The organism is Rhodobacter maritimus, from assembly GCF_058747975.1.
In genome coordinates this window covers 2780298-2799476 of the sequence record NZ_CM179095.1, presented here as the reverse complement: position 1 = coordinate 2799476, position 19179 = coordinate 2780298, and the positions used below count along the sequence as shown (strand labels likewise).

Here is a 19179-nt window from a genome sequence, read left to right as displayed (position 1 = left end):
AAGCCTTTCCAACACGGGACATGCCCGCCAACAGGTTCATCCGTGGAAAAGGCCCGACAACAGCCCACCACAGACGGTGACTGTCACCACTGCGGAAGGCCGCTGCCCATGCGCACCCCGCGCAGGACATGGGTGATCGCTCCGGCAGGTCTCCTGGCTTGCGGGTCGTCGCTTGGGTGGCCTTCCCGGGGAACTCCCCAGTGGCATTTCCACCGTCGCTCGCCGCTTACAGTTGCGGGGGCAGCCGCGGCATTGCCCGTCGGGCGCACCGCATTCCCTCTTGAACCGGCGATGGGCGCCGGAACCGAAGCAGGTTCAGTGAATGGAGAAGCGCCACGCCGCTGTCAAGAGACTCCGGGTGCGGCCATCATCCCAGGGGCCCATATGGCCCCCGGAAAGGTGGCGCATCAGCGGTTCAGCCGGCGTGGCGCGCGGCAAGGATCTCGCGGCGGCGTTCGACGCGGGCGCGGATCGTCTCGACCGAGGTGATCGGCGTCGCGGCGAAAAGCTGGCGTGTATAGGGGTGCTGCGGATCGGCGAAAACCGCCTCGCGCGTGCCCTGCTCCACGGCCTCGCCCTGGTTCATCACCAGAACGTCGTCGGCGATATAGCGCACCACCGACAGGTCATGGCTGATGAAGACATAGGTCAGCTCGAACTCTTCCTGAAGATCGGCCAGCAGGTTGAGAACCTGCGCCTGAACCGACAGATCCAGCGCCGAGACCGGTTCGTCCAGCACCAGCAGCGTGGGGTTCAGCATCAGCGCGCGCGCAATCGCGATGCGCTGCCGCTGGCCGCCCGAGAACATGTGCGGATAGCGGTTGAAATGCTCGGGCGCGAGACCGACCTTGGCCAGCATCGCCTCGGCGCGCTCGCGCCGCTCGGAGGCGGGCAGGGAGGTGTTGAGTTGCAGCGGTTCCATCAGCACGTCGCCCACCTTCTGGCGCGGGTTGAGGCTGCCATAGGGGTTCTGGAACACCATCTGCACCTTGGAGCGCATCTGCGATGTCAGGCGCTTGCGGCCGATATCGACCTCTTGCCCCTCGATCTTCAGCACCCCGCCGGAAGGCGCGTCGATCAGCGCCACGATCCGCGCGAGGGTGGACTTGCCCGAGCCGCTTTCGCCCACGATGGCCAGCGTCTTGCCCTTCTCGACGGTGAAATCCACGCCCTTCACGGCGCGCACGGTCCTGGCCCTGGCGAACATGCCGCCGGGGACGTGATAGTCCTGCGTCACGGCCTTGCCTTCGACGACGATGCTCATTCTGCGCCCTCCGCGGCCATGAATTCCGAGACGGTGGGCAGCCGGTCGCCCGTGGCGTTTTCCGGCAGGGCCGAAAGCAGCGCGCGGGTATAGGGATGCTGCGGCGCTTCGAACAGGCGCAGCACGTCGGCCTCTTCCATCTTGCGGCCCTTGTATTGCACCACCACCCGGTCGGCGGTTTCCGCCACCACGCCCATGTCATGCGTGATCAGGATCAGCGCCATGCCGTGGGTTTCCTGAAGCTTCATCAGCAGATCGAGGATCTGCTTCTGGATCGTGACATCCAGCGCGGTGGTCGGCTCATCCGCAATCAGCAGCCGCGGATTCGTGGCGATCGCCATGGCGATCATCACGCGCTGGCACTGCCCGCCCGACATCTGGTGCGGATAGGCCTTCAGCTTGCTTTCCGGCTCGGGGATGCCGACGGCGCGGAACAGTTCCAGCGCGCGGGCATGTGCGGCCCTGCGGTCCATCCCGAGGTTCAGCCGCAGCACCTCCTCGATCTGGAAGCCCACCGTGAAGGACGGGTTCAGCGAGGCGATCGGTTCCTGGAAGATCATGGTGATCTCGCGTCCGATCAGGCGGCGGCGCTCTGCGGGCGTCATCGCCAGAAGGTTCCGGCCGTCGAAGGTCATCTCGTCGGCGGTCACGGTGGCGGTGTCGGGCAAAAGCCCCATCACCGCCAGCATCGACACCGATTTGCCCGAGCCGGATTCGCCCACGATGGCCAGCACCTCTTCGCGGTCGACCGAAACGTCGATCCCGTCCACGGCGGTGAAGGGGCCGGTGGCGGTGGCGAATTGCACCGTCAGGTTCTTGATGGTCAGAAGCGCCATGTCAGCTCCGCTTCAGCTTGGGGTCGAGCGCGTCGCGCAGCCCGTCCCCCATGAGGTTGATCGCCAGCACCGAGGTCAGGATGGCAAGGCCGGGGAAGGTCACCACCCACCAGGCGCGCAGGATGAATTCGCGCGCTTCGGCCAGCATGGTGCCCCATTCGGATGCGGGCGGCTGCGCGCCCATGCCCAGAAAGCCGAGCGCGGCCGAGTCGAGCACCGCCGAGGAAAATGACAGCGTCGCCTGCACGATCAGCGGTGCAAGGCAGTTGGGCAGGATCGTGCGAAACATCAGCCGCAGGTTGCCCGCCCCGGCCACGCGTGCGGCGGTGACGTATTCGCGCGCCTTCTCGCCCATTACGGCGGCGCGGGTCAGGCGCGCGAAATGCGGCTGGTAGACAATGGCGATGGCGATCATCGCATTGGTCAGGCCGGGCCCGAGGACCGCCACCAGTACCAGCGCCAGCAGTAGCGAGGGAAAGGCCAGGACCACATCCATCACGCGCATGATGACGGTATCGACCCAGCCGCCGAAAAAGCCCGCCAGAAGGCCGATGATGATGCCGCCGGTTAGCGCGATCGACACCACGACGATGCCGATGAACAGCGAATATTGCGCGCCGTAGATCAGCCGCGAAAGCATGTCGCGCCCCACCGCGTCGGTGCCCAGAAGAAAGCCGGATTTGCCGCCCTCTTGCCAGATCGGGGGTGCCAGAAGGGCGTCGCGGTATTGCTGGGTGGGATCGTGCGGGGCCAGAAGGGGGGCGAAGATCGCCACCAGCACCAGAAGCGCAAAGACCACAAGCCCGGCCACGGCGCCCTTGTTCTGGCGGAAGTAGAACCAGAAATCGGCCAGCATCCGGCGCCGGATCGCGGCATCGCTGAGTTTGACGGTGGTATCGGTCATTTGTGGCGGATCCTCGGATTGATGAGGCCATAGGTCAGGTCGACGATCAGGTTGACCATCATCACCAGCCCGGCGATCAGCAGCAGGCCCGATTGCACCACCGGATAGTCGCGCCGCGAGATGGAATCGATCATCCACTTGCCGATGCCCGGCCAGGAAAAGATCGTCTCGGTCAGGATCGCGCCCGCCATCAGTACGCCGATCTGAAGGCCGATCGTGGTGATGACCGGAATCATCGCATTGCGCAGCGCATGCACGCCCACGATGCGCGCGGGTGGCAGGCCCTTGGCGCGGGCGGTGCGGACATAATCCTCGCCCATCACCTCGAGCATGGCCGAGCGCGTCTGCCGCGCGATCACCGCAAGCGGGATCGTGGCCAGCACGACCGCGGGCAGGATCAGGTGGCTTGCGGCCGAAAGGAAGGCCCCCTTCTGCCCCGACAGAAGGCTGTCGATCAGCATGAAGCCGGTGACCGGCGGGAAGAAATACATCAGGCTGATGCGCCCCGAAACCGGCGTCCATTGCAGGATGCCCGAGAACAGGATGATCAGCAGCAAGCCCCACCAGAAGATCGGCATGGAGAAGCCGACAAGCGCCGCCGTCATCGAGACCTGGTCGAACCACGATCCGCGCTTGATCGCGGCGATCACGCCCACGGGCACGCCGATCACCGTGGCGATGATGATCGCCACGAGGCCCAGCTCGACCGTGGCGGGGAACAGCGCCATGAATTCCGTCAGGACAGGCTTCTTGGTCACCAGGGAATTGCCCAGGTCGCCATGCAGAAGCCGGTTCATGAATTCGAGATATTGCGCCCAGAGCGGGCGGTCAAAGCCCAGTTGCGCCGAAAGCTCGGCATGGCGTTCGGGGCTGAGCCCGCGTTCGCCGGCCATCAGAAGGACCGGGTCGCCGGGCAGCACGCGCACGAAACCGAAGGCGATGATCGTGATCCCGATGAAGGTGGGGACCAGATACAGCAGCTTGCTGAGGATGAATCGGAGCATACCGTCTTTCCTTTGACAGGCGCGCGGGTGGTGTGATCCCCGCGCGCCTGCATGTTGCCTTTGTCCGGCTTATTCGGTCAGGTCGACCGTTTCAAAGGTGAAATCGCCAAGCGGGCTCATGACGAAGCCTTCGACGTTTTTCGCCATCGGCACGTACTGGGTCGAGTGTGCGATGGTGGCCCAGGGCGCCTGATCCTTGAAGATGACCTGCGCCTCTTCGTAAAGCTTCGTGCGCTCGGCCGGGTCCGAGATCTGCTTGGCCTGCGACAGCAGCGCCGAGAAGTCCTCGTTGCACCATTGCGCGCGGTTCGCACCGCCCTCGCCGGTCGAAGCGCAGGACAGAAGGACGCCCATGAAGTTGTCCGGGTCGCCGTTGTCGCCCGTCCAGCCAAGGATCACCGCGCCGTCACGGTTCACTTCGGTGGATTTCTTGAGGTATTCGCCCCATTCGTAGCTGACGATCTCGACCTTGACGCCGACCTTGGCGAAGTCTTCCTGCATCAGCTCGGCCGTGCGGCGGGCGTTGGGCATGTAGGGACGCTGCACCGGCATCGCCCAGATCTTCATGGAAAGATCGGTGACGCCTTCCTCTTCCAGCATCGCCTTCGAGGCTTCCGGATCGTAGGGGTCGTCCTGGATCGCATCGTTATAGGACCACATGGTCGGCGGAATCGGGTTCTTGGCCGGCTGCGCCGCGCCCTGGAACACCGCGTCGATGATCGCGTCCTTGTTGATGGCCATGTTCAGCGCCTTGCGCACCTTGGGGTTGTCGAAGGGCGCGACGGTGGTGTTATAGGCCAGATAGCCCACGTTCAGGCCGGCCTGTTCGTCCAGCTTCAGGTTCGGATCGGCCTTGATCGCCTCAAGGTCGGCGGGGGCCGGATAGGGCATCAGGTGGCATTCGCCGGCTTTCAGCTTTTGCAGGCGCACGGCGGCGTCCGGGGTGATGGCGAAGACCAGATCGTCGATCTTCGGCGCCTCACCCCAATAGTCGGCGTTCTTCTGGTAACGGATCACCGCGTCCTTCTGATAGGCCACGAACTTGAACGGACCCGTGCCGACCGGCGTGTTGTTGAAATCCTCGCGCGTGCCCGCGGCGTCCAGCGTGTCGGCATATTCCTTGGACACGATCGAGGCGAAGGGCATGGCGATATTGGCCATGAAGGGCGCCTCGGGGCGGGTCAGGACGAATTTCACCGTGTAGTCGTCGACCTTTTCGATCGAGGCGATCAGCGAGGCCATTTCCATCGCCGAATAATACTCATAGGTGATCCCGGCCAGATACTGGTGCCACGGGTTGTCGGTGTTGCCCTGACGGTCATAGCTGAAGATCACGTCATCGGCGTTGAAATCGCGCGAGGGGGTGAACTTGTCGTTCGAATGGAACTTGACGCCCTGGCGCAGGTGGAAGGTGTATTCCAGCCCGTCTTCGGACACTTCCCAGCTTTCGGCGAGGCCGGGCTCGACCTCGGTGGTGCCTTTCTTGAACTCGACAAGACGGTTGAAGACAGGATGCGCGGTGGCATCGAAGGTCGTGCCCGCGGTGTAGGGCGCGGGGTCGAAGCCCTCGGGCGAGCCTTCCGAGCAATAGACGAAGGTCTTTGCCATCGCGGGAAGCGCCGAGGCCATCGCCAGCGCCGAAGCGGCCAGCAGGCTGCGCGAAAGAAGTTTCATGGTGGTTCCTTTCACTCACTGTTGAGACTGTTTCAGGCCCGGGCTCTCCCTTTCCGGGGCCTTGATCCTGTGCGGCCTTCCGGGCGGTGCCGGAAATTTTACCGCCTGATCCAGATCATCCTATTTCGTGGCCTCATTCAATGGGCAACGCGACGTTAAGTAAAGCCTCATTCAAACGGCGCTTCCGGCGATGCGGCGGGTCGGCAGAACCAGCGCGCGCCGTTTTCCGTCATGAAAGCAATGTCTTCCAGGCGCACCCCGCATTCGCCATAGACGCAGAGCATCGGCTCGATCGAGAAGCACATGCCGGGTTCCAGCGGGGTGTCGTTCCCGGCCACGATATAGGGCTCTTCGTGGATGTCGAGGCCAAGCCCGTGGCCGGTGCGGTGCGGCAGGCCGGGCACGGCGTAGCCGGGGCCGAAGCCCGCCTCGCCCAGCACCCGGCGCGCGGCGGCATCGACCGCGCTGCACGGCGCGCCGATACGGGCGGCGGCGAAGGCGGCGGCCTGCGCCGCATGCTCCAGATCCCAGAGCTGGCGCTGCCGCGGCGTGGGGGTGCCGAAGACATAGCTGCGCGTGATGTCCGAGCGATAGCCGTGCAGGATGCCGCCCATATCGACCAGCACCATGTCGCCCTCGGCCAGGGTCTGGGCGTGGGGCACGCCATGGGGATAGGCCGTCGCCTCGCCGAACTGCACGGCCACGAACAGCGGCTTCAGCCCAAGCGCCGCATGCGCCGCATCGACGAAACCGGCAACCTCGGTGGTCGAGATGCCCTTGCGCAACCCGCCATGCACGGCCTTCTGCACCGCAAGGCTGGCATCCATCGCGGTCTGGATGATCGCGATCTCGGCGGGTGATTTCACCTGGCGCTGCGCCACGATCATGGGCTGCGCAGAGATGACCGGGCCGTCCACCGCGCGCATCAGGGCGGTGGCGAACACGAAGGGCGTGGCGGGGTCGAGCGCAAGCCCCGCGCCGGGGGTCTGCGCCCCGTTCAGCCGCGCGGCGATCAGTGCGAAGGGATCTTCGTCCTCTTCCCACATGGCGACTTCGCCGGGAATGCGCAGCAAGGTGCGCAGCTTGGGCTCCTCAAAGGTCGGGGTGACATAGACCGGCTGGCCCTCTGCGGGAACAAGCGCGCCGTGGATCCGCTCTGACAGGCCAAGCGAAAGGCCTGTGAAATAGCGCAGCGAGGACGAAGCATCGAGCCATGCGCCCTTCACTCCGTCCCGGCGCAGCCGCGCCTGCAACGCCACGATGCGGGTGCGCAGTTCGGCCTCGGGGATTTCCGGGGCGGATATGGGGCGGAAGGTGCCGAGTATCTTGTGCAGGTCTGTCATCGGGGTCTCCGGGGGCGGGGCGTCAGCGTGCGCCCCATGTGTCGCTCAGCCGATAGCCTTCGGGCCAGGGGTCGTCGGGGTCGAGCATGTGCTGGTGAATGCCGGTGATCCAGCCCCGACCTGACAGTTCGGGCAGAATCGCCGGGCGCCCGCCGACCGTGGTCTGGCCAAGGATGCGGCCGGTGAAGGTGGAGCCGATCAGCGACACGGCGGTCAGCCGGTCTTCGGGGCACATCTCTCCACGCGCATGCAGAACCGCCATGCGCGCGCAAAGCGCGGTGCCGGTGGGTGAGCGGTCGACCTTGCCGGGCTGGATCGCCACGGCCGCGCCCGCGCTAAGCTCGGTTCCGTTTCGCGTGACGGGGCCGGCGAAGAGGCAGAAGGAGAAATGCGTCCAGTCGGGGTTTTCGGGATGCTCGAAGCCAAGTGCCGCGTTCGCGGCATCGGTGATGCGCACGCCAAGCCGCGCGATGTCATGCGCCTCGTCCGCGGTGAGGGCAAAGCCCATCGCGGCGGCATCCACGATCACGAAACTGTCGCCGCCATAGGCGGTATCGACGCGCAGCGTGCCCAGCCCCTCGACCTCCAGCGCGGCATCGAGCTGTGCGGCAAAGCTTGGCAGGTTCTGCACGAAGATCCGCTCGGCCTTGCCGTTGCGGCATTCGGCGCGCACCCGGACCAGCCCGCCCGGCGCCTCCAGCACCAGATGCGTTTCGGGTTCGGTCATCGGCACGATCCCGCCATCGAGCAGCACCGTCGAGACGCAGATCGAGTTCGAGCCCGACATCGGCGGCGTGTCCTCGGGCTCCATGATGATGAAGGCGGCATCGGCCTGCGGATCTTTGGGCGGCACCAGAAGGTTGACATGGCGGAACACGCCGCCGCGCGGCTCGTTCAGCACGAAGTTGCGCAAGGCACCGTCGCGCGCGATCCAGCGGCTTTGTTCCCAGATCGTGTCGCCCGGCGGCGGGGCCACGCCGCCCACGATGACATCGCCGACCTCGCCCTCGGCATGGGCGGAAATGACATGGATCGTCTTGCTGCTGCGCATCGGAATCTCCGTGGGGCGGGGTCAGGTCAGCCAGGGCGGCGGGGCGGCGGGTGCCAGGCCGGTGCGGGCGGCGGTTGCACATTCGGCAAGGCTGCCGAAGCGCACCGCACGCCCGCACAGGCCCGGCGCGTAATGGGCGTATTTGCCCGAATTGGTCATCAGCACCCGGGCCGAGGGCGGAAAGACCGGCTCGGAGATCGAGCACCAGCAGATATCGGGCACGATCTGCACGCCCGCGGCCTCCAGCCGGGCGGCGATGCCTTCGGCGCGCGCGGCGGCAAGCACGTCGTGGCCCACCGTCACGATGACGGCGGTGCCGGGGTTGCGCCGCGACCCGTCCATCAGCGCGGCAAGCCTGCGGCATTCGGACAGCGAGAAATGCGGGCTGCCGAAGGCGACAAGATCCACCTGCGCGGGGCCTGCGTTGAATTCATGCCAGGCGCTGCGCAGGTCCGCGCGCGTGATCCGCACCCGGTCGGCATCGGGGGTGGGGGCGTTGCCGGCCTCGGGGGTGACGCCCGCGACATGCAGCATCGGCGCGGCCGAGGTGGTGCCGAAGGCCGCGCAAAGCGCCTTTAGGTCATCGGTATCGGGGGCCGCATTCTCAAGCCCCGTCAGCAGTGGGATACGGTCGGGTGCGGCCAGCCCGGCAAGCCAGCCCAGCATCGGCCAGAGCGCATCGTCATGGCCTTCGGGCAGGTCGACCTCGATCACCCGGCGCGCGATGCGGTTTTCGTCCAGGTAGACGCCCGACAGCGGCGCCCGCCCGGTCAGCGCGATGCACAGGTCAAGGAAATCGGGGTGCTTGACGGTGCGCGCGGCCAGCACCGTATTGGCATAGACCACCGCGTTCGATTCCGCCCAGGCGATGGATTCGCCCTGCTCCGGGGCGCTTTCCAGAAGATAGGGCGCGCAGGTAAAGCTGGGGCGCGCGCCCATCTCGACATAGGCATCGGCCAGCCGGCTTGCGGGCAGGCCGAAATCGGGCGGCACGCCCTGCGCGCGCCAGTTCGCATGATCGACCGAGATCGCGTTCATCGTGGTGGGCACGCAGACCCGTGCGCCCATGTCGGCCATGGCGCGGGCAAAGCGCAGGTTGGCGGGGCTGGCATAGATGCAGCCGTCGATATGGGCGCGGCTGACATCGGTCAGGCGGCGCGCGCCCTGCGCGGCGGCCATGGTGCAGATCATCTCCATGGCCAGTTGCGCGGCCTTGCCCGAACCGCCCTCCAGCACCGCAATGTCGGACGCGCCCAGATCCAGCGCGCCGCGTTCCAGCGGTGTCAGCGGCAGCGAAAGCGCGCCCGCGTCCAGCCGGTCTTCGGTGATGCGCGCCTCGGATTGCGCTGCAAGTGCGGCATAGTCCGCCGGAGGAAGGCGCAGCACGGCAAGGGGCCTGTCGAACATGCGCCCCGCGATCAGCGCGCCAAGGGTCAGGATGTCTTCGGCCTCGCGGAAGATCAGCGCGGCGGGCGCGTGGCCGTTCAGCGCAAGTTCCAGAAGCACGCCGCTGCCGGTGCATGATCCGCGGCTGGTCGGCATCATCACCACGCGCCCGGCAAGCGACTGGCCGCAAAGCGGGTGATGCGCGTCGATGATGGTCCCGGTTGCCGGATCGACCCCGCCCCAGAAGCTCAGCCCTTCGGAAAGCACCAGAACCGGGCCGGCGGCCCTGGCCGGGACGATGGCCTGCGCGCTGCCGCTGCGCGCGGTCATTTGACGACGAAGCCGTGGGCGAAGGGGTCGCGGTCGTCGATGAAGATCGTGTTGATCCCCGTCACCCGCGCCCATCCCGCGATGGAAGGGATGATGGCGGGGCGCCCGGCGACCTCGGCCGCGGCCTCGACCCGGCCCTTGAAGAGCGAGCCGATGATGCTTTCATGCACGAAATCGTCGCCGGGCTTCAGCTTGCCCCTGGCGGCCAGTTGCGCCATGCGCGCCGAGGTGCCGGTGCCGCAGGGCGAACGGTCGATTGCCTTGTCGCCGTAGAAGACGGCGTTGCGGGCATCGGCCTCGGGTGCGCGCGGCGCGCCTGTCCACAGGATATGCGACAGCCCGTTAATTTCGGGCTTCTCGGGGTGGACGAACTCGTATTTCGCGTTCAGCGCGGTGCGCAGCTTCGGGCTGAGCCCGACCAGTTCCACGGCCGAGAAATCGGCCATGTCGCGGAAGTTCTTCTGGGGCTCGACGATGGCGTAGAAATTCCCGCCATAGGCCACGTCGACCGCAATCTCGCCCAGGCCCTCGACCTCGGCCGTCAGGCCTTCGGCGTAAAGGAAGCCCGGCACGTTGGTCAGGCGGACCTCTTCGATGAAGCGGCCTTCCTGCCGGTAGGTCACGTCGACGCGGCCCGCGGGCGTGTCGAGCCGCAAAAGCCCCGGCGTGGCCGGGCGCACCAGCCCGTTTTCCAGCGCGATCGTCACCGTGCCAATCGTGCCGTGCCCGCACATCGGCAGGCAGCCCGAGGTCTCGATGAACAAAACCGCGATGTCGCAATCCGCGCGCGTGGGCGGATAGAGGATCGCGCCCGACATCTGGTCATGGCCGCGCGGCTCGAACATCAGGCCGGTGCGGATCCAGTCGTATTCGGCCAGGAAATGCGCGCGCTTTTCCAACATGTCGGCGCCTTGCAGCAGCGGCGCGCCGCCGGTGACCAGACGCACCGGGTTGCCGCAGGTATGTCCGTCGATGCAGGGGAAGGTATGTTGCATCATCAATGCCTCGTGAAACGCGCCGGGGAAAACGGCGCCATGTCGGTTGCCGGGGTCTGCCCGGTCAGAAGGTCGGCCACGATCTCGGCGGTTCCGGCCGACTGGGTCAGACCCAGATGGCCATGGCCGAAGGCGCAGATCACGTCCGGGCGCCCCGGCAGCGGCCCGATCGCGGGAAGCGTGTCGGGCAGCGAGGGGCGGAACCCCATCCATTGCGTGCCGCCCGAGGTCTTCAGCCCCGGAAGGAAGCGCGCGGCCTTTTCCAGCATCGCCCCGGCGCGGGCATAGTTCGGCGGCAGGTCCAGCCCGCCCAGCTCGACCGCGCCACCGATGCGCAGGCCCGATGTCAGTTTCGAGGCGACGAAGCCGTGCCCGCCGAAGGTGACCTGCACCCGCAGGTCGAACGCGTCGCCGGGCAGGGTGGTGTTGTAGCCGCGCTCAGTCTCGAGCGGGATTTTCACGCCCGCGGTCTGCGCCAGCCGGTGCGAGAACGCGCCCGCCGCCAGAACCACGCGGCCCGTCATCACGCCCTTGTCGGTCTCGACGCCGCCGGGGTGCAGGGATGTCGCCTCGGCGATGACGATATCGCCGCCATTGGCGCGCACGCGTTCGGCCAGGGCCAGCGTATAATCGCGCGGATCGGTGATCGAATACCAGCCGGGGGTAAAGGTGGCATGGGTGAAACGCGGCGCAAGACCGGGCTGGATCTCGGCGATCTCGGCGCCCTGAAGGTGACGGAAGGCGATGCCTTCCTCGGCGCGCGCCTTCCATTGCGGCAGCGAGGCGCGGAACTCTGCCTCGCCCTCATAGACCTGAAGCTGGCCGTCGCGGCGCAGCATATGGGCCAGCCCCTCGCGCGCCAGCAACGGATCGAGCGCGTCTTTCGACAGCTTCATCATGGCGGTCTGCGCCACCGTCGAGGCGCGCACCTGGGCGGGCCAGCTGGCCTTCCAGAAACGCCACATCCAGGGCGCGATGCGCAGCGCATAGCGGGGCGGCACGCTGAGCGGGCCAAGCGGGTCCAGAAGCCACCTGGGCGCCTGCCGGATGATGCGCGGCGAAGCGAGGGGGAAGATGTCGGTAAAGGCGAAGGCCCCGGCATTGCCGGTCGAGGCCCCCGCGGCCGGTCCCTCGCGGTCGATGACGCGCACCTTCAGCCCGCGCGCCTGTGCGGCCACCGCCGCCGACAGCCCCACGACCCCCGCGCCGATCACAATCACATCTGGCTTGTCCATCAGCGCACGCTTGAAAGAAATTTCTGCGTTTCGGGATGCTGCGCCGCGCCGAAGATCTGCTCGGGCGGTCCGATCTCGGCCATGACGCCCTTGTGGAAGAAGGCCACGCGGTTCGACACGTCGCGGGCAAAGCCCATCTCATGCGTGACGCAGATCATCGTCATCCCCTCGTTCGCCAGCATCTTCAGCGTATCAAGCACCTCGCCCACAAGCTGCGGATCAAGCGCCGACGTAACCTCGTCGAACAGCATGTATTCGGGCGACATGGCAAGCGCGCGGGCGATCGCCATGCGCTGCTGCTGCCCGCCCGAGAGCCGGCCGGGATAGACGCCCAGTTTGTCGCCAAGGCCCACATGGGTCAGTTGCCGGACCGCGATCTCCTCGGCCTCCTGACGCGCCATGCCCTTCACCTTGCGCGGCGCAAGGGTCACGTTTTCCAGCACCGTCAGATGCGGGAAGGCGTTGAACTGCTGGAATACGATGCCGATCTTGCGGCGCAGCTTGTTCAGGTCGGTCGATTTGGCATGCACCTCGGTCCCGTCCACGAGGATGCGCCCGCTGTCGATCTTTTCCAGACCGTTGATGCAGGTCAGAAGCGTCGATTTGCCCGAGCCGGAGCCGCCGATGACCGACACCACCTCGCCCTTCTGGACGGTCAGGTCGATCCCCTTGAGGACTTCCAGGTTGCCGAAGGACTTATGGACGTTTTCAATCTCAATCATTCTCGCGCCACCTTTTTTCCAGCCGGCCGCCAAGCCGGGCGATGGGGAAGCTGAGGGCAAAGTAGATCGCACCGGCGACCAGCAGGATGAACATCGGTTCCTGAAGCCGGGTGACAAGGATCTGCGATGCCCGCAGCAATTCGATGATGCCCAGCCACAGCACCAGCGCGCTGTCCTTCATCACGCCAAGGGTCAGGCCGATCCAGCTTGGCAGGCCCACGCGCAGCGCCATGGGAAAGACGATCTGCGTCATGTCCTGGCCCCATGTCATGCCAAGCGAGCGGGCCGCGCGGCGCGTCACCGTGGGCACCGCCTCGATCGCGCCGCGCACGATCTCGGTGCAATAGGCCGAGGTGTAAAGCGCCAGCACGATGCAAGAGGTGGTGAAGGGCGGCCAGCCGAAGCCCGCGATGGCCTGGAAGGCATTCGCAAGGATCAGCTGGATCAGCAGCGGGACCGAGCGGAAGATATCCAGAACGAAGGTCAGCGGCAGCGCCAGCCACGGGTTGATCTGGCTGCGGATCACGCCGAACAGCGTGCCCAGAAGCGTGCCCCCCGTCACCGCGAAGGCGGTAACGGCAAGCGTCATGCCCGCGCCCTTGATCAGGAACATCAGGTCGTTGAGGGTCATGGCCGTGTCGAACATCCCGAGCGCCCCCCTCAATACCGGAACAGACGCCACGCCAGCAGGCGCGCGCCAAGCATCACCACTTTGGCGATGATGTAGTAAAGAACCGCCGCGATGGCGAAGAACTCGAAGGTGCGGAAGCTGCGGGCGTTCAGGTCCTGCGTGACGCCGGCCAGGTCGGTATTCATCCCTACTGTGACCCCGAGCGAGGTCATCAGGATGGCCCAGACCATCTGGTTCGTGGTCGGCAGGAAGGCGATGCGGAACATCTGCGGCAACACGATCAGCCGGAAGGCCTGCGCCTGACCCATGCCAAGCGACCGCCCCGCCCGCACCTGCGTGGCGGGAATGGCGCGCAGCGCGCCGCGGAACGTCTCGGACAGGTAGCCCGCGTTGTTGAACGAGATCCCGGCCAGAAGCGCCACATAGGGGCTCAGGTGGATGCCGAAGGATCCAAGCCCGAAATGCGCCATGTAGATCTGGAACAGGGCCGGGGTGTTGCGGGCAACCTCGACCCAGGCGGTCGCGGGGGCCCGCAGCCAGGCCGAAGAGGCGTTGCGCGCCACCGCCAGAAGCACCGCGCAGGTCACGCCGATCAGCATCGACAGCACGGCGATCTGAAGCGTCACGAGCGCCCCGTCAAGCATCTGCGGAAGCGCCCGGAGGGCCTGCCTCCACTGGAAGGTATAGTCGAACATGACTGATCTTTCCGGGTCGGGGAAGACGGGGGCCGTGACGGCCCCCGCTCAGATCAGCGATAGGCGTTGGGAACGATCAGGCTGGGCACGTCGCCGCCCACCCATTTCTCATAAAGCTCGTCATAGCGGCCGGTGCGGATCTGCTGGTTCACGAACAGGTTGAGATAGTTCAGCAGACCGTATTCGTCACGCTTGGCAAACAGCGCCACATAATCGGTGTCGAAAGGCGCCTTGCCCACCACCGAGATGCCGGGGAAATTGCCCGACTGCACCGTTGCCTGCGCCACCGTCGAGGTCGAGACCGTCGCGTCGATCTGCCCCTGGCTGAGCGCAAGGAACACGTCCGCCTGGGTCTGGTAGGGGCGGAATTCGCCCTCGCCCCATTCCTTGATGAAGCCTTCCAGCGCGATGGCCTCATAGGTGCCCGCGGTTGCGCCGACGGTATGGCCCTTCATGTCCTCGAACGCGGCGATGCCGCTGCCGTCACGCGCGGTCACGGCCATCTCGAAGGCGAAATAGGGGATCGTGAAGCCCACGGTCTTGGCGCGCTCCAGCGTGTCCGAGGTCGAGGCGACGCCAACATCGACGCGGCCCGACATCAGTGCGGGAATACGCTCGGGGAAGGGGGTCTCGACGATTTCCGCTTCGACGCCAAGCGCCGCGGCCAGGTCGTTGCAGTAATCGACATCGAAGCCGATCGGGTTGTTGTCAGCATCGCGCGACCCCATCGGCGGGAAGTCGAGCACGACGGCGCAGCGCAGCGTGCCCGAGGCGATGATGTCGTCAAGCTTGTCGGCATGTGCGGCGGTGGCAAGGCAGCCTGCGGCCAGCAGGCTGGCGGTGGCGAGCGTCAGTTTCATGGATCTCTCCCTTGTTGTCGGTCTTGTGATTCTCGGCCGTCATCCATCGACTATGGGGCGGCGTCCGGATTGAATCAATAGAAAATATAATCTGTATACACATTGTATTATATTGGGGTTGAGACTGGAAGCGGCCCGGTTGCCGGACTGTCGTCGTGCGCGGCCCTGCGGGGGCCGCGCACGGGGGGCGCTTAGCCTTGCAGGTCGTCGGGCAGCAGTTCCGTCGGAAGGTTCTGGTAACAGACCGGCCGCAGGAATCGCCGGATCGACAGCGTTCCGACCGAGGTCGCCCCGAAATTGGTCGAGGCCGGATAGGGGCCGCCGTGAACCATCGCGTCGCAGACCTCGACCCCGGTGGGGAACCCGTTGGCCAGCACCCGGCCCGCCTTGCGTTCAAGCACCGGCAGCAGGTCGCGCGCCATCCCTGCATCGCCGGCATCCATGTGCAAGGTGGCGGTCAGCTGGCCCTCGAAGCTGCGGGCGATGCGCTGCATTTCCCCGGCGTCCCGCGCCACCACGATCAGCCCGAGCGGGCCGAAGACCTCTTCGCTCAGGCTGTGATTGGCCAGCCAGTCGGCGGCCGGAACCCGGAACAGGAAGGGCCGCGCCTCGCGCCGGTCGCACATCGAGGTGACAAGCGCCTGCACCCCGCTGCCCGCGGCCACGCGGTCGGCGCCGGTGCGGTAGGCCTCGGCGATGCCGTCGGTCAGCATCACCTGCGCGCCGGTTTCGCCCAGGGCGGCGATGGCGGCCTGGGCAAAGGCCTCGGCGCCCGCGCCCTCGATCACGACGGCGATGCCCGGATTGGTGCAGAACTGTCCCGCCCCCATCGCAAGCGACCCCGCCCAGCCCCGGCCCAGTTCCTCTGCCCGCGCGCCAAGCGCCTGCGGCAGCAGGAACATCGGATTGACCGAGCCGAGCTCGCCGAAGAACGGGATCGGTTCGGGCCGCTGCGCGCACAGGTCGAACAGTGCCCGCCCGCCCGCAAGGCTGCCGGTGAAGCCCACCGCCTTGATGCGCGGATGCTGCACGAGGGCCTGGCCCACATCGCGCTTGCCGCCCTGGATCAGGCTGAACACCCCCGGATGGATGCCGCATTTGCCGATCGCGGCATGGATCGCCTCGGCCACGATTTCGGCGGTGCCGGGATGGGCGCTGTGGCCCTTGACGACAACCGGGCACCCCGCCGCAAGGGCCGCGGCGGTGTCGCCCCCGGCGGTCGAGAAGGCCAGCGGGAAGTTCGAGGCGCCGAACACCGCCACAGGGCCGATCGGACGCTGCATCAGGCGGATGTCGGGGCGGGGCAGGGGCTGCCGGTCGGGCAGGGCCGGATCGTGGCGGCGGTCGAGATAGTCGCCCTTCAGGATATGCTCGGCGAACAGGCGCAACTGCCCGGTGGTGCGCCCGCGCTCGCCCTGAAGGCGGGCCTCGGGCAGGCCGGTTTCCTGCGTGCCGATCATGGTGATCGCCTCGGCGCGGGCCTCGATCTCGTCGGCGATGGCCGTCAGGAAGGCCGCGCGTTCCGCGCGCGAGGCATAGCCGTAGGACCAGAAGGCGTCTTCCGCAGCCTCGCAGGCCCGGTCGACCAGCGCGGGGGTGCCCATGGCGAAATCATGGGCGGGGCCGTGGGCGGGTTCGGACCGGAAGCTTTGCGCGCCGCCTTCCCAGGTGCCCGCTATAAGATGGTGGCCTTTGGGGGTGTATTGCATCATCTTGTCCTTTCGCTGCGGATGGGGTGGTGAAGATCACGGACCGGGTTCGGCCTTGCCTTTTCATCCTTATGCATACAATGTGTATGCAAGAACGCAACCCCGCCCCGCCAAAAGCGACGAAAGGATAGCCCGATGAGCCAATCTGCCGTTCTGACGACCGAGGCCCTTGGCCGTCTTGTCGAAGAGATCTTTTGCAATGCCGGGATGAGCACCTTGCAGGCCGGGGCGCTGGCCCGCGTCATCGTCGCCGGAGAGCGGGACGCCTGCAAATCCCACGGCATCTATCGCATCGAGGGCTGCCTGCGCACGCTCAAGGCGGGCAAGGTCGTGGCGGATGCGGAACCCGAACTGACACAGGATGCAAGCGGGATCGTGCGGGTCGATGCGAAGGGCGGATTCACCAACCCGGCCTTCGAGATGGGGGCCCCGGTTCTGGCGGACCGCGCGCGCACTCTTGGCGTTGCCGCGCTGGTCATCAACAACTGCACGCATTTCTCGGCCCTCTGGCCCGAGGTCGAGGCACTGGCGGGGATGGGGGTGGCCTCGATGGCGATGTGCCCCAGCTATTCCAGCGTGGCGCCCTCGGGCGGCACCAGGCCGCTTCTGGGCACCAACCCCTTCGCCTTCGGCTGGCCGCGCCCCTCGGGCACGCCCTATGTGTTCGACTTTGCCACCAGCGTTGCCGCCCGCGGCGAGATCGAGTTGCATCGCCGCGCGGGCACCCCCTTGCCCGAGGGCTGGGCCGTCGATGCAGATGGCGTCCCCACCACCGACCCCGAGGCCGCGCTGGCGGGCGCGATGCTGCCCTTCGGGGGGCACAAGGGCTCGGCCATCTCGACGATGATCGAGCTTCTGGCCGGGGTGATGATCGGTGACATGACCAGCCCCGAGGCGCTGGAATTCCTGGGCACCACCGCGCTTGCGCCGCATCATGGCGAGCTGATCCTTGCCTTCAGCCCCGAGCGTTTCGCCGCGCACCGCCCCGGCGATCCCTTCGCGCGGGCCGAGGCGCTGCTGGATGCGATCGCGGGGCAGGGCGCGCGGCTGCCTTCGCAGCGCCGCTTCACGGCGCGCCGCAAATCGCTGGCCGAGGGGATCACGCTGAGCGCGGCCGAGATGGAGGAACTGGAACGCCTGCGCCGGCTGGGCCTTGACGCGGTAAGCTGAGGCCGCGGGCGCGGCGGGGCAGGCAGGACGGACCGATGGCGGAAATTCCAACGCTTCAGACGTCGCGCAGGCTGAGGCGGCGCGAACCTTGCGTGAATGGGCGCGGCATGTGCGCCGGCTGGAAACGCTGGTAAGCTATGTCGACCCGGGTAATGATCGCTCGCGCCGGCTGGCGGAGCGTCTGGGGGCGGCGCGCGACGAAAAGGCCGCACGGCAGGATCCGCAAGATCTGGTCTATCGCCATTTCGGCAAGGGGCCGGAAGGCTGACGCGACACCCGGCCGGAACGGAAAAGCCCCTCCGGTCGCGGAGGGGCCTGGGTGATCAGGCGGCGTATTTCGTGACGGCGCCGGGCAGTTTGCTCCATTCCGCATACCAGGTGCGGAACAGGGTGTATTGCGCCTCGACATAGCCGCGCTGGCTGTCCGAGAGGGCGTCGGTTTCGTTGAAATGCAGCGTGTATTCCGGGTTGCCGGTCAGCACCATCAGATACTTGTAGTAAAGCACGAGGTCCGGGCCTTCGTCGAACGAGGACAGGACGGCAAGCGCGGCTTCGAGTTCCTGCGCGCGCTGGCGGGCATCTGCGTCGCCTTTGGCCGCGGCCTGCGACAGCGCGACCAGATGCAGGACTTCCTTGGGCAGCACGTTGCCGATGCCGGTGATCGCGCCGGTCGCGCCGCAGTTGACGAAACCGTGGAACACCGTGGTGTCGACGCCGATCATCAGCGTCACCGCGTCATCGCGGCTGGTGATGTTCTCGGCCGCATAGCGCATGTCGGCCGCGCCGCCGAATTCCTTGAAGCCCACAAGGTTCGGATGCTCGGCCCGCAGGGCGAAGAACAGGTCGGCGCGCGTGGCAAAACCGTAATAGGGGCTGTTGTAGATGACTGCGGGCAGATCCGGCGCGGCCGACAGGATCGCCTTGAAATGCGCCTTCTGCGCCGTGATCGAGGGGCCACGCGACAGCACGCGCGGGATCACCATCAGGCCCTTCGCGCCAACCTTCTGCGCATGCGCCGCATGGGCCACTGCCATGGCCGTGTTCACCGCGCCGGTGCCCACGATGACGGGGATGCCGGCCTGAACAAGGCGCTCCACCCCTTCCATGCGCTGCGCATCGGTCAGCAGCGGCCAGTCCCCCATCGAGCCGCAATAGACAACGGCCGACATGCCCCCGGCGATCAGCTCCTTGGCCTTGCGCACCATCGCGTTGAAATCGGGCGTGCGATCTGCGGTGCAGGGCGTCATCAGCGCAGGAATGCAGCCGGAAAAAATGCTGGAAGTCATCTTACTCTCCTTGATGGCCAGTGCCGTGTGTGGTGGCGGGCAATGACAGGGCAGTCCCGATTCCCGGGCGGTTCCAGTTCATAA

18 protein-coding genes and 1 riboswitch are annotated in these 19179 nt (G+C 66.6%); of the genes, 2 read left to right on the top strand and 16 right to left on the bottom strand.

What is annotated here, in order from left to right; translation table 11 throughout:
- Positions 1-126 precede the first annotated feature (126 nt).
- Positions 127-324, bottom strand: a riboswitch (cobalamin riboswitch).
- A gap of 91 nt (positions 325-415) precedes the next feature.
- The 15 genes from AC4PTO_RS14220 to AC4PTO_RS14150 all read right to left on the bottom strand — a co-directional run bounded on the left by AC4PTO_RS14220 (position 416) and on the right by AC4PTO_RS14150 (position 16639).
- The gene (locus AC4PTO_RS14220; RefSeq protein ID WP_492729544.1) at positions 416-1264 is read right to left on the bottom strand and encodes a dipeptide ABC transporter ATP-binding protein; all 849 of its coding nucleotides are present in this window, start codon (positions 1262-1264) and stop codon (positions 416-418) included.
- Positions 1261-2100, bottom strand: coding sequence for an ABC transporter ATP-binding protein (locus tag AC4PTO_RS14215; protein WP_492729543.1), 840 nt, complete (start codon positions 2098-2100; stop codon positions 1261-1263). Before AC4PTO_RS14215 ends, AC4PTO_RS14220 begins: the two co-directional genes overlap by 4 nt.
- Position 2101: 1 nt before the next feature.
- Positions 2102-3004, bottom strand: a complete 903-nt coding sequence (locus tag AC4PTO_RS14210; protein ID WP_492729541.1) for an ABC transporter permease subunit — start codon at positions 3002-3004, stop codon at positions 2102-2104.
- On the bottom strand, positions 3001-4008 hold the full coding sequence (locus tag AC4PTO_RS14205) for an ABC transporter permease subunit (RefSeq protein WP_492729539.1): 1008 nt from the start codon (positions 4006-4008) through the stop codon (positions 3001-3003). The genes AC4PTO_RS14210 and AC4PTO_RS14205 overlap by 4 nt, the downstream gene beginning before the upstream one ends.
- A 69-nt stretch (positions 4009-4077) precedes the next feature.
- Entirely contained in the window at positions 4078-5682 is a 1605-nt protein-coding gene (locus tag AC4PTO_RS14200) for an ABC transporter substrate-binding protein (RefSeq protein WP_492729537.1), read from the bottom strand.
- Between the two features lie 167 nt (positions 5683-5849).
- Positions 5850-7025 (bottom strand): M24 family metallopeptidase, encoded by a 1176-nt coding sequence (locus tag AC4PTO_RS14195; protein ID WP_492729535.1) that lies wholly within the window; start codon positions 7023-7025, stop codon positions 5850-5852.
- Positions 7026-7047: 22 nt separating this feature from the next.
- Entirely contained in the window at positions 7048-8076 is a 1029-nt protein-coding gene (locus AC4PTO_RS14190) for a trans-3-hydroxy-L-proline dehydratase (RefSeq protein WP_492729533.1), read from the bottom strand.
- A 21-nt stretch (positions 8077-8097) separates the two neighbouring features.
- Positions 8098-9792 carry a cis-3-hydroxy-L-proline dehydratase gene (gene lhpI, locus AC4PTO_RS14185; protein WP_492729531.1) on the bottom strand — a complete coding sequence of 565 codons (1695 nt, stop codon included), beginning with the start codon at positions 9790-9792 and terminating at the stop codon, positions 8098-8100.
- On the bottom strand, positions 9789-10790 hold the full coding sequence (locus AC4PTO_RS14180; protein WP_492729529.1) for a 4-hydroxyproline epimerase: 1002 nt from the start codon (positions 10788-10790) through the stop codon (positions 9789-9791). Before AC4PTO_RS14180 ends, lhpI begins: the two co-directional genes overlap by 4 nt.
- A complete protein-coding gene (locus AC4PTO_RS14175; protein ID WP_492729527.1) occupies positions 10790-12022 on the bottom strand; it encodes an NAD(P)/FAD-dependent oxidoreductase in 1233 nt (410 codons plus the stop codon). The genes AC4PTO_RS14180 and AC4PTO_RS14175 overlap by 1 nt, the downstream gene beginning before the upstream one ends.
- Positions 12022-12744: an amino acid ABC transporter ATP-binding protein gene (locus tag AC4PTO_RS14170; RefSeq protein WP_492729525.1), complete on the bottom strand. Its 723-nt coding sequence runs from the start codon at positions 12742-12744 to the stop codon at positions 12022-12024. The genes AC4PTO_RS14175 and AC4PTO_RS14170 overlap by 1 nt, the downstream gene beginning before the upstream one ends.
- Positions 12737-13390: an amino acid ABC transporter permease gene (locus AC4PTO_RS14165; RefSeq protein WP_492729523.1), complete on the bottom strand. Its 654-nt coding sequence runs from the start codon at positions 13388-13390 to the stop codon at positions 12737-12739. Before AC4PTO_RS14165 ends, AC4PTO_RS14170 begins: the two co-directional genes overlap by 8 nt.
- A 14-nt stretch (positions 13391-13404) precedes the next feature.
- Positions 13405-14070, bottom strand: coding sequence for an amino acid ABC transporter permease (locus AC4PTO_RS14160; RefSeq protein ID WP_492729521.1), 666 nt, complete (start codon positions 14068-14070; stop codon positions 13405-13407).
- Positions 14071-14123: 53 nt separating this feature from the next.
- Complete coding sequence (locus AC4PTO_RS14155) at positions 14124-14930, bottom strand: ABC transporter substrate-binding protein (protein ID WP_492729519.1); 807 nt, start codon at positions 14928-14930, stop codon at positions 14124-14126.
- A 191-nt stretch (positions 14931-15121) separates the two neighbouring features.
- Complete coding sequence (locus AC4PTO_RS14150; RefSeq protein WP_492733635.1) at positions 15122-16639, bottom strand: aldehyde dehydrogenase (NADP(+)); 1518 nt, start codon at positions 16637-16639, stop codon at positions 15122-15124.
- 135 nt (positions 16640-16774) lie between these two features.
- On the opposite strand from AC4PTO_RS14150, the gene AC4PTO_RS14145 reads away from it, so the two are divergent.
- Both AC4PTO_RS14145 and AC4PTO_RS14140 read left to right on the top strand, forming a co-directional pair.
- Positions 16775-17809, top strand: coding sequence for an Ldh family oxidoreductase (locus AC4PTO_RS14145; protein WP_492729517.1), 1035 nt, complete (start codon positions 16775-16777; stop codon positions 17807-17809).
- An 88-nt stretch (positions 17810-17897) separates the two neighbouring features.
- Positions 17898-18077, top strand: coding sequence for a hypothetical protein (locus AC4PTO_RS14140; RefSeq protein ID WP_492729515.1), 180 nt, complete (start codon positions 17898-17900; stop codon positions 18075-18077).
- A 55-nt stretch (positions 18078-18132) separates the two neighbouring features.
- On the opposite strand, the gene AC4PTO_RS14135 is transcribed toward AC4PTO_RS14140, so the two are convergent.
- On the bottom strand, positions 18133-19095 hold the full coding sequence (locus tag AC4PTO_RS14135) for a dihydrodipicolinate synthase family protein (protein WP_492729513.1): 963 nt from the start codon (positions 19093-19095) through the stop codon (positions 18133-18135).
- Positions 19096-19179: the final 84 nt, after the last annotated feature.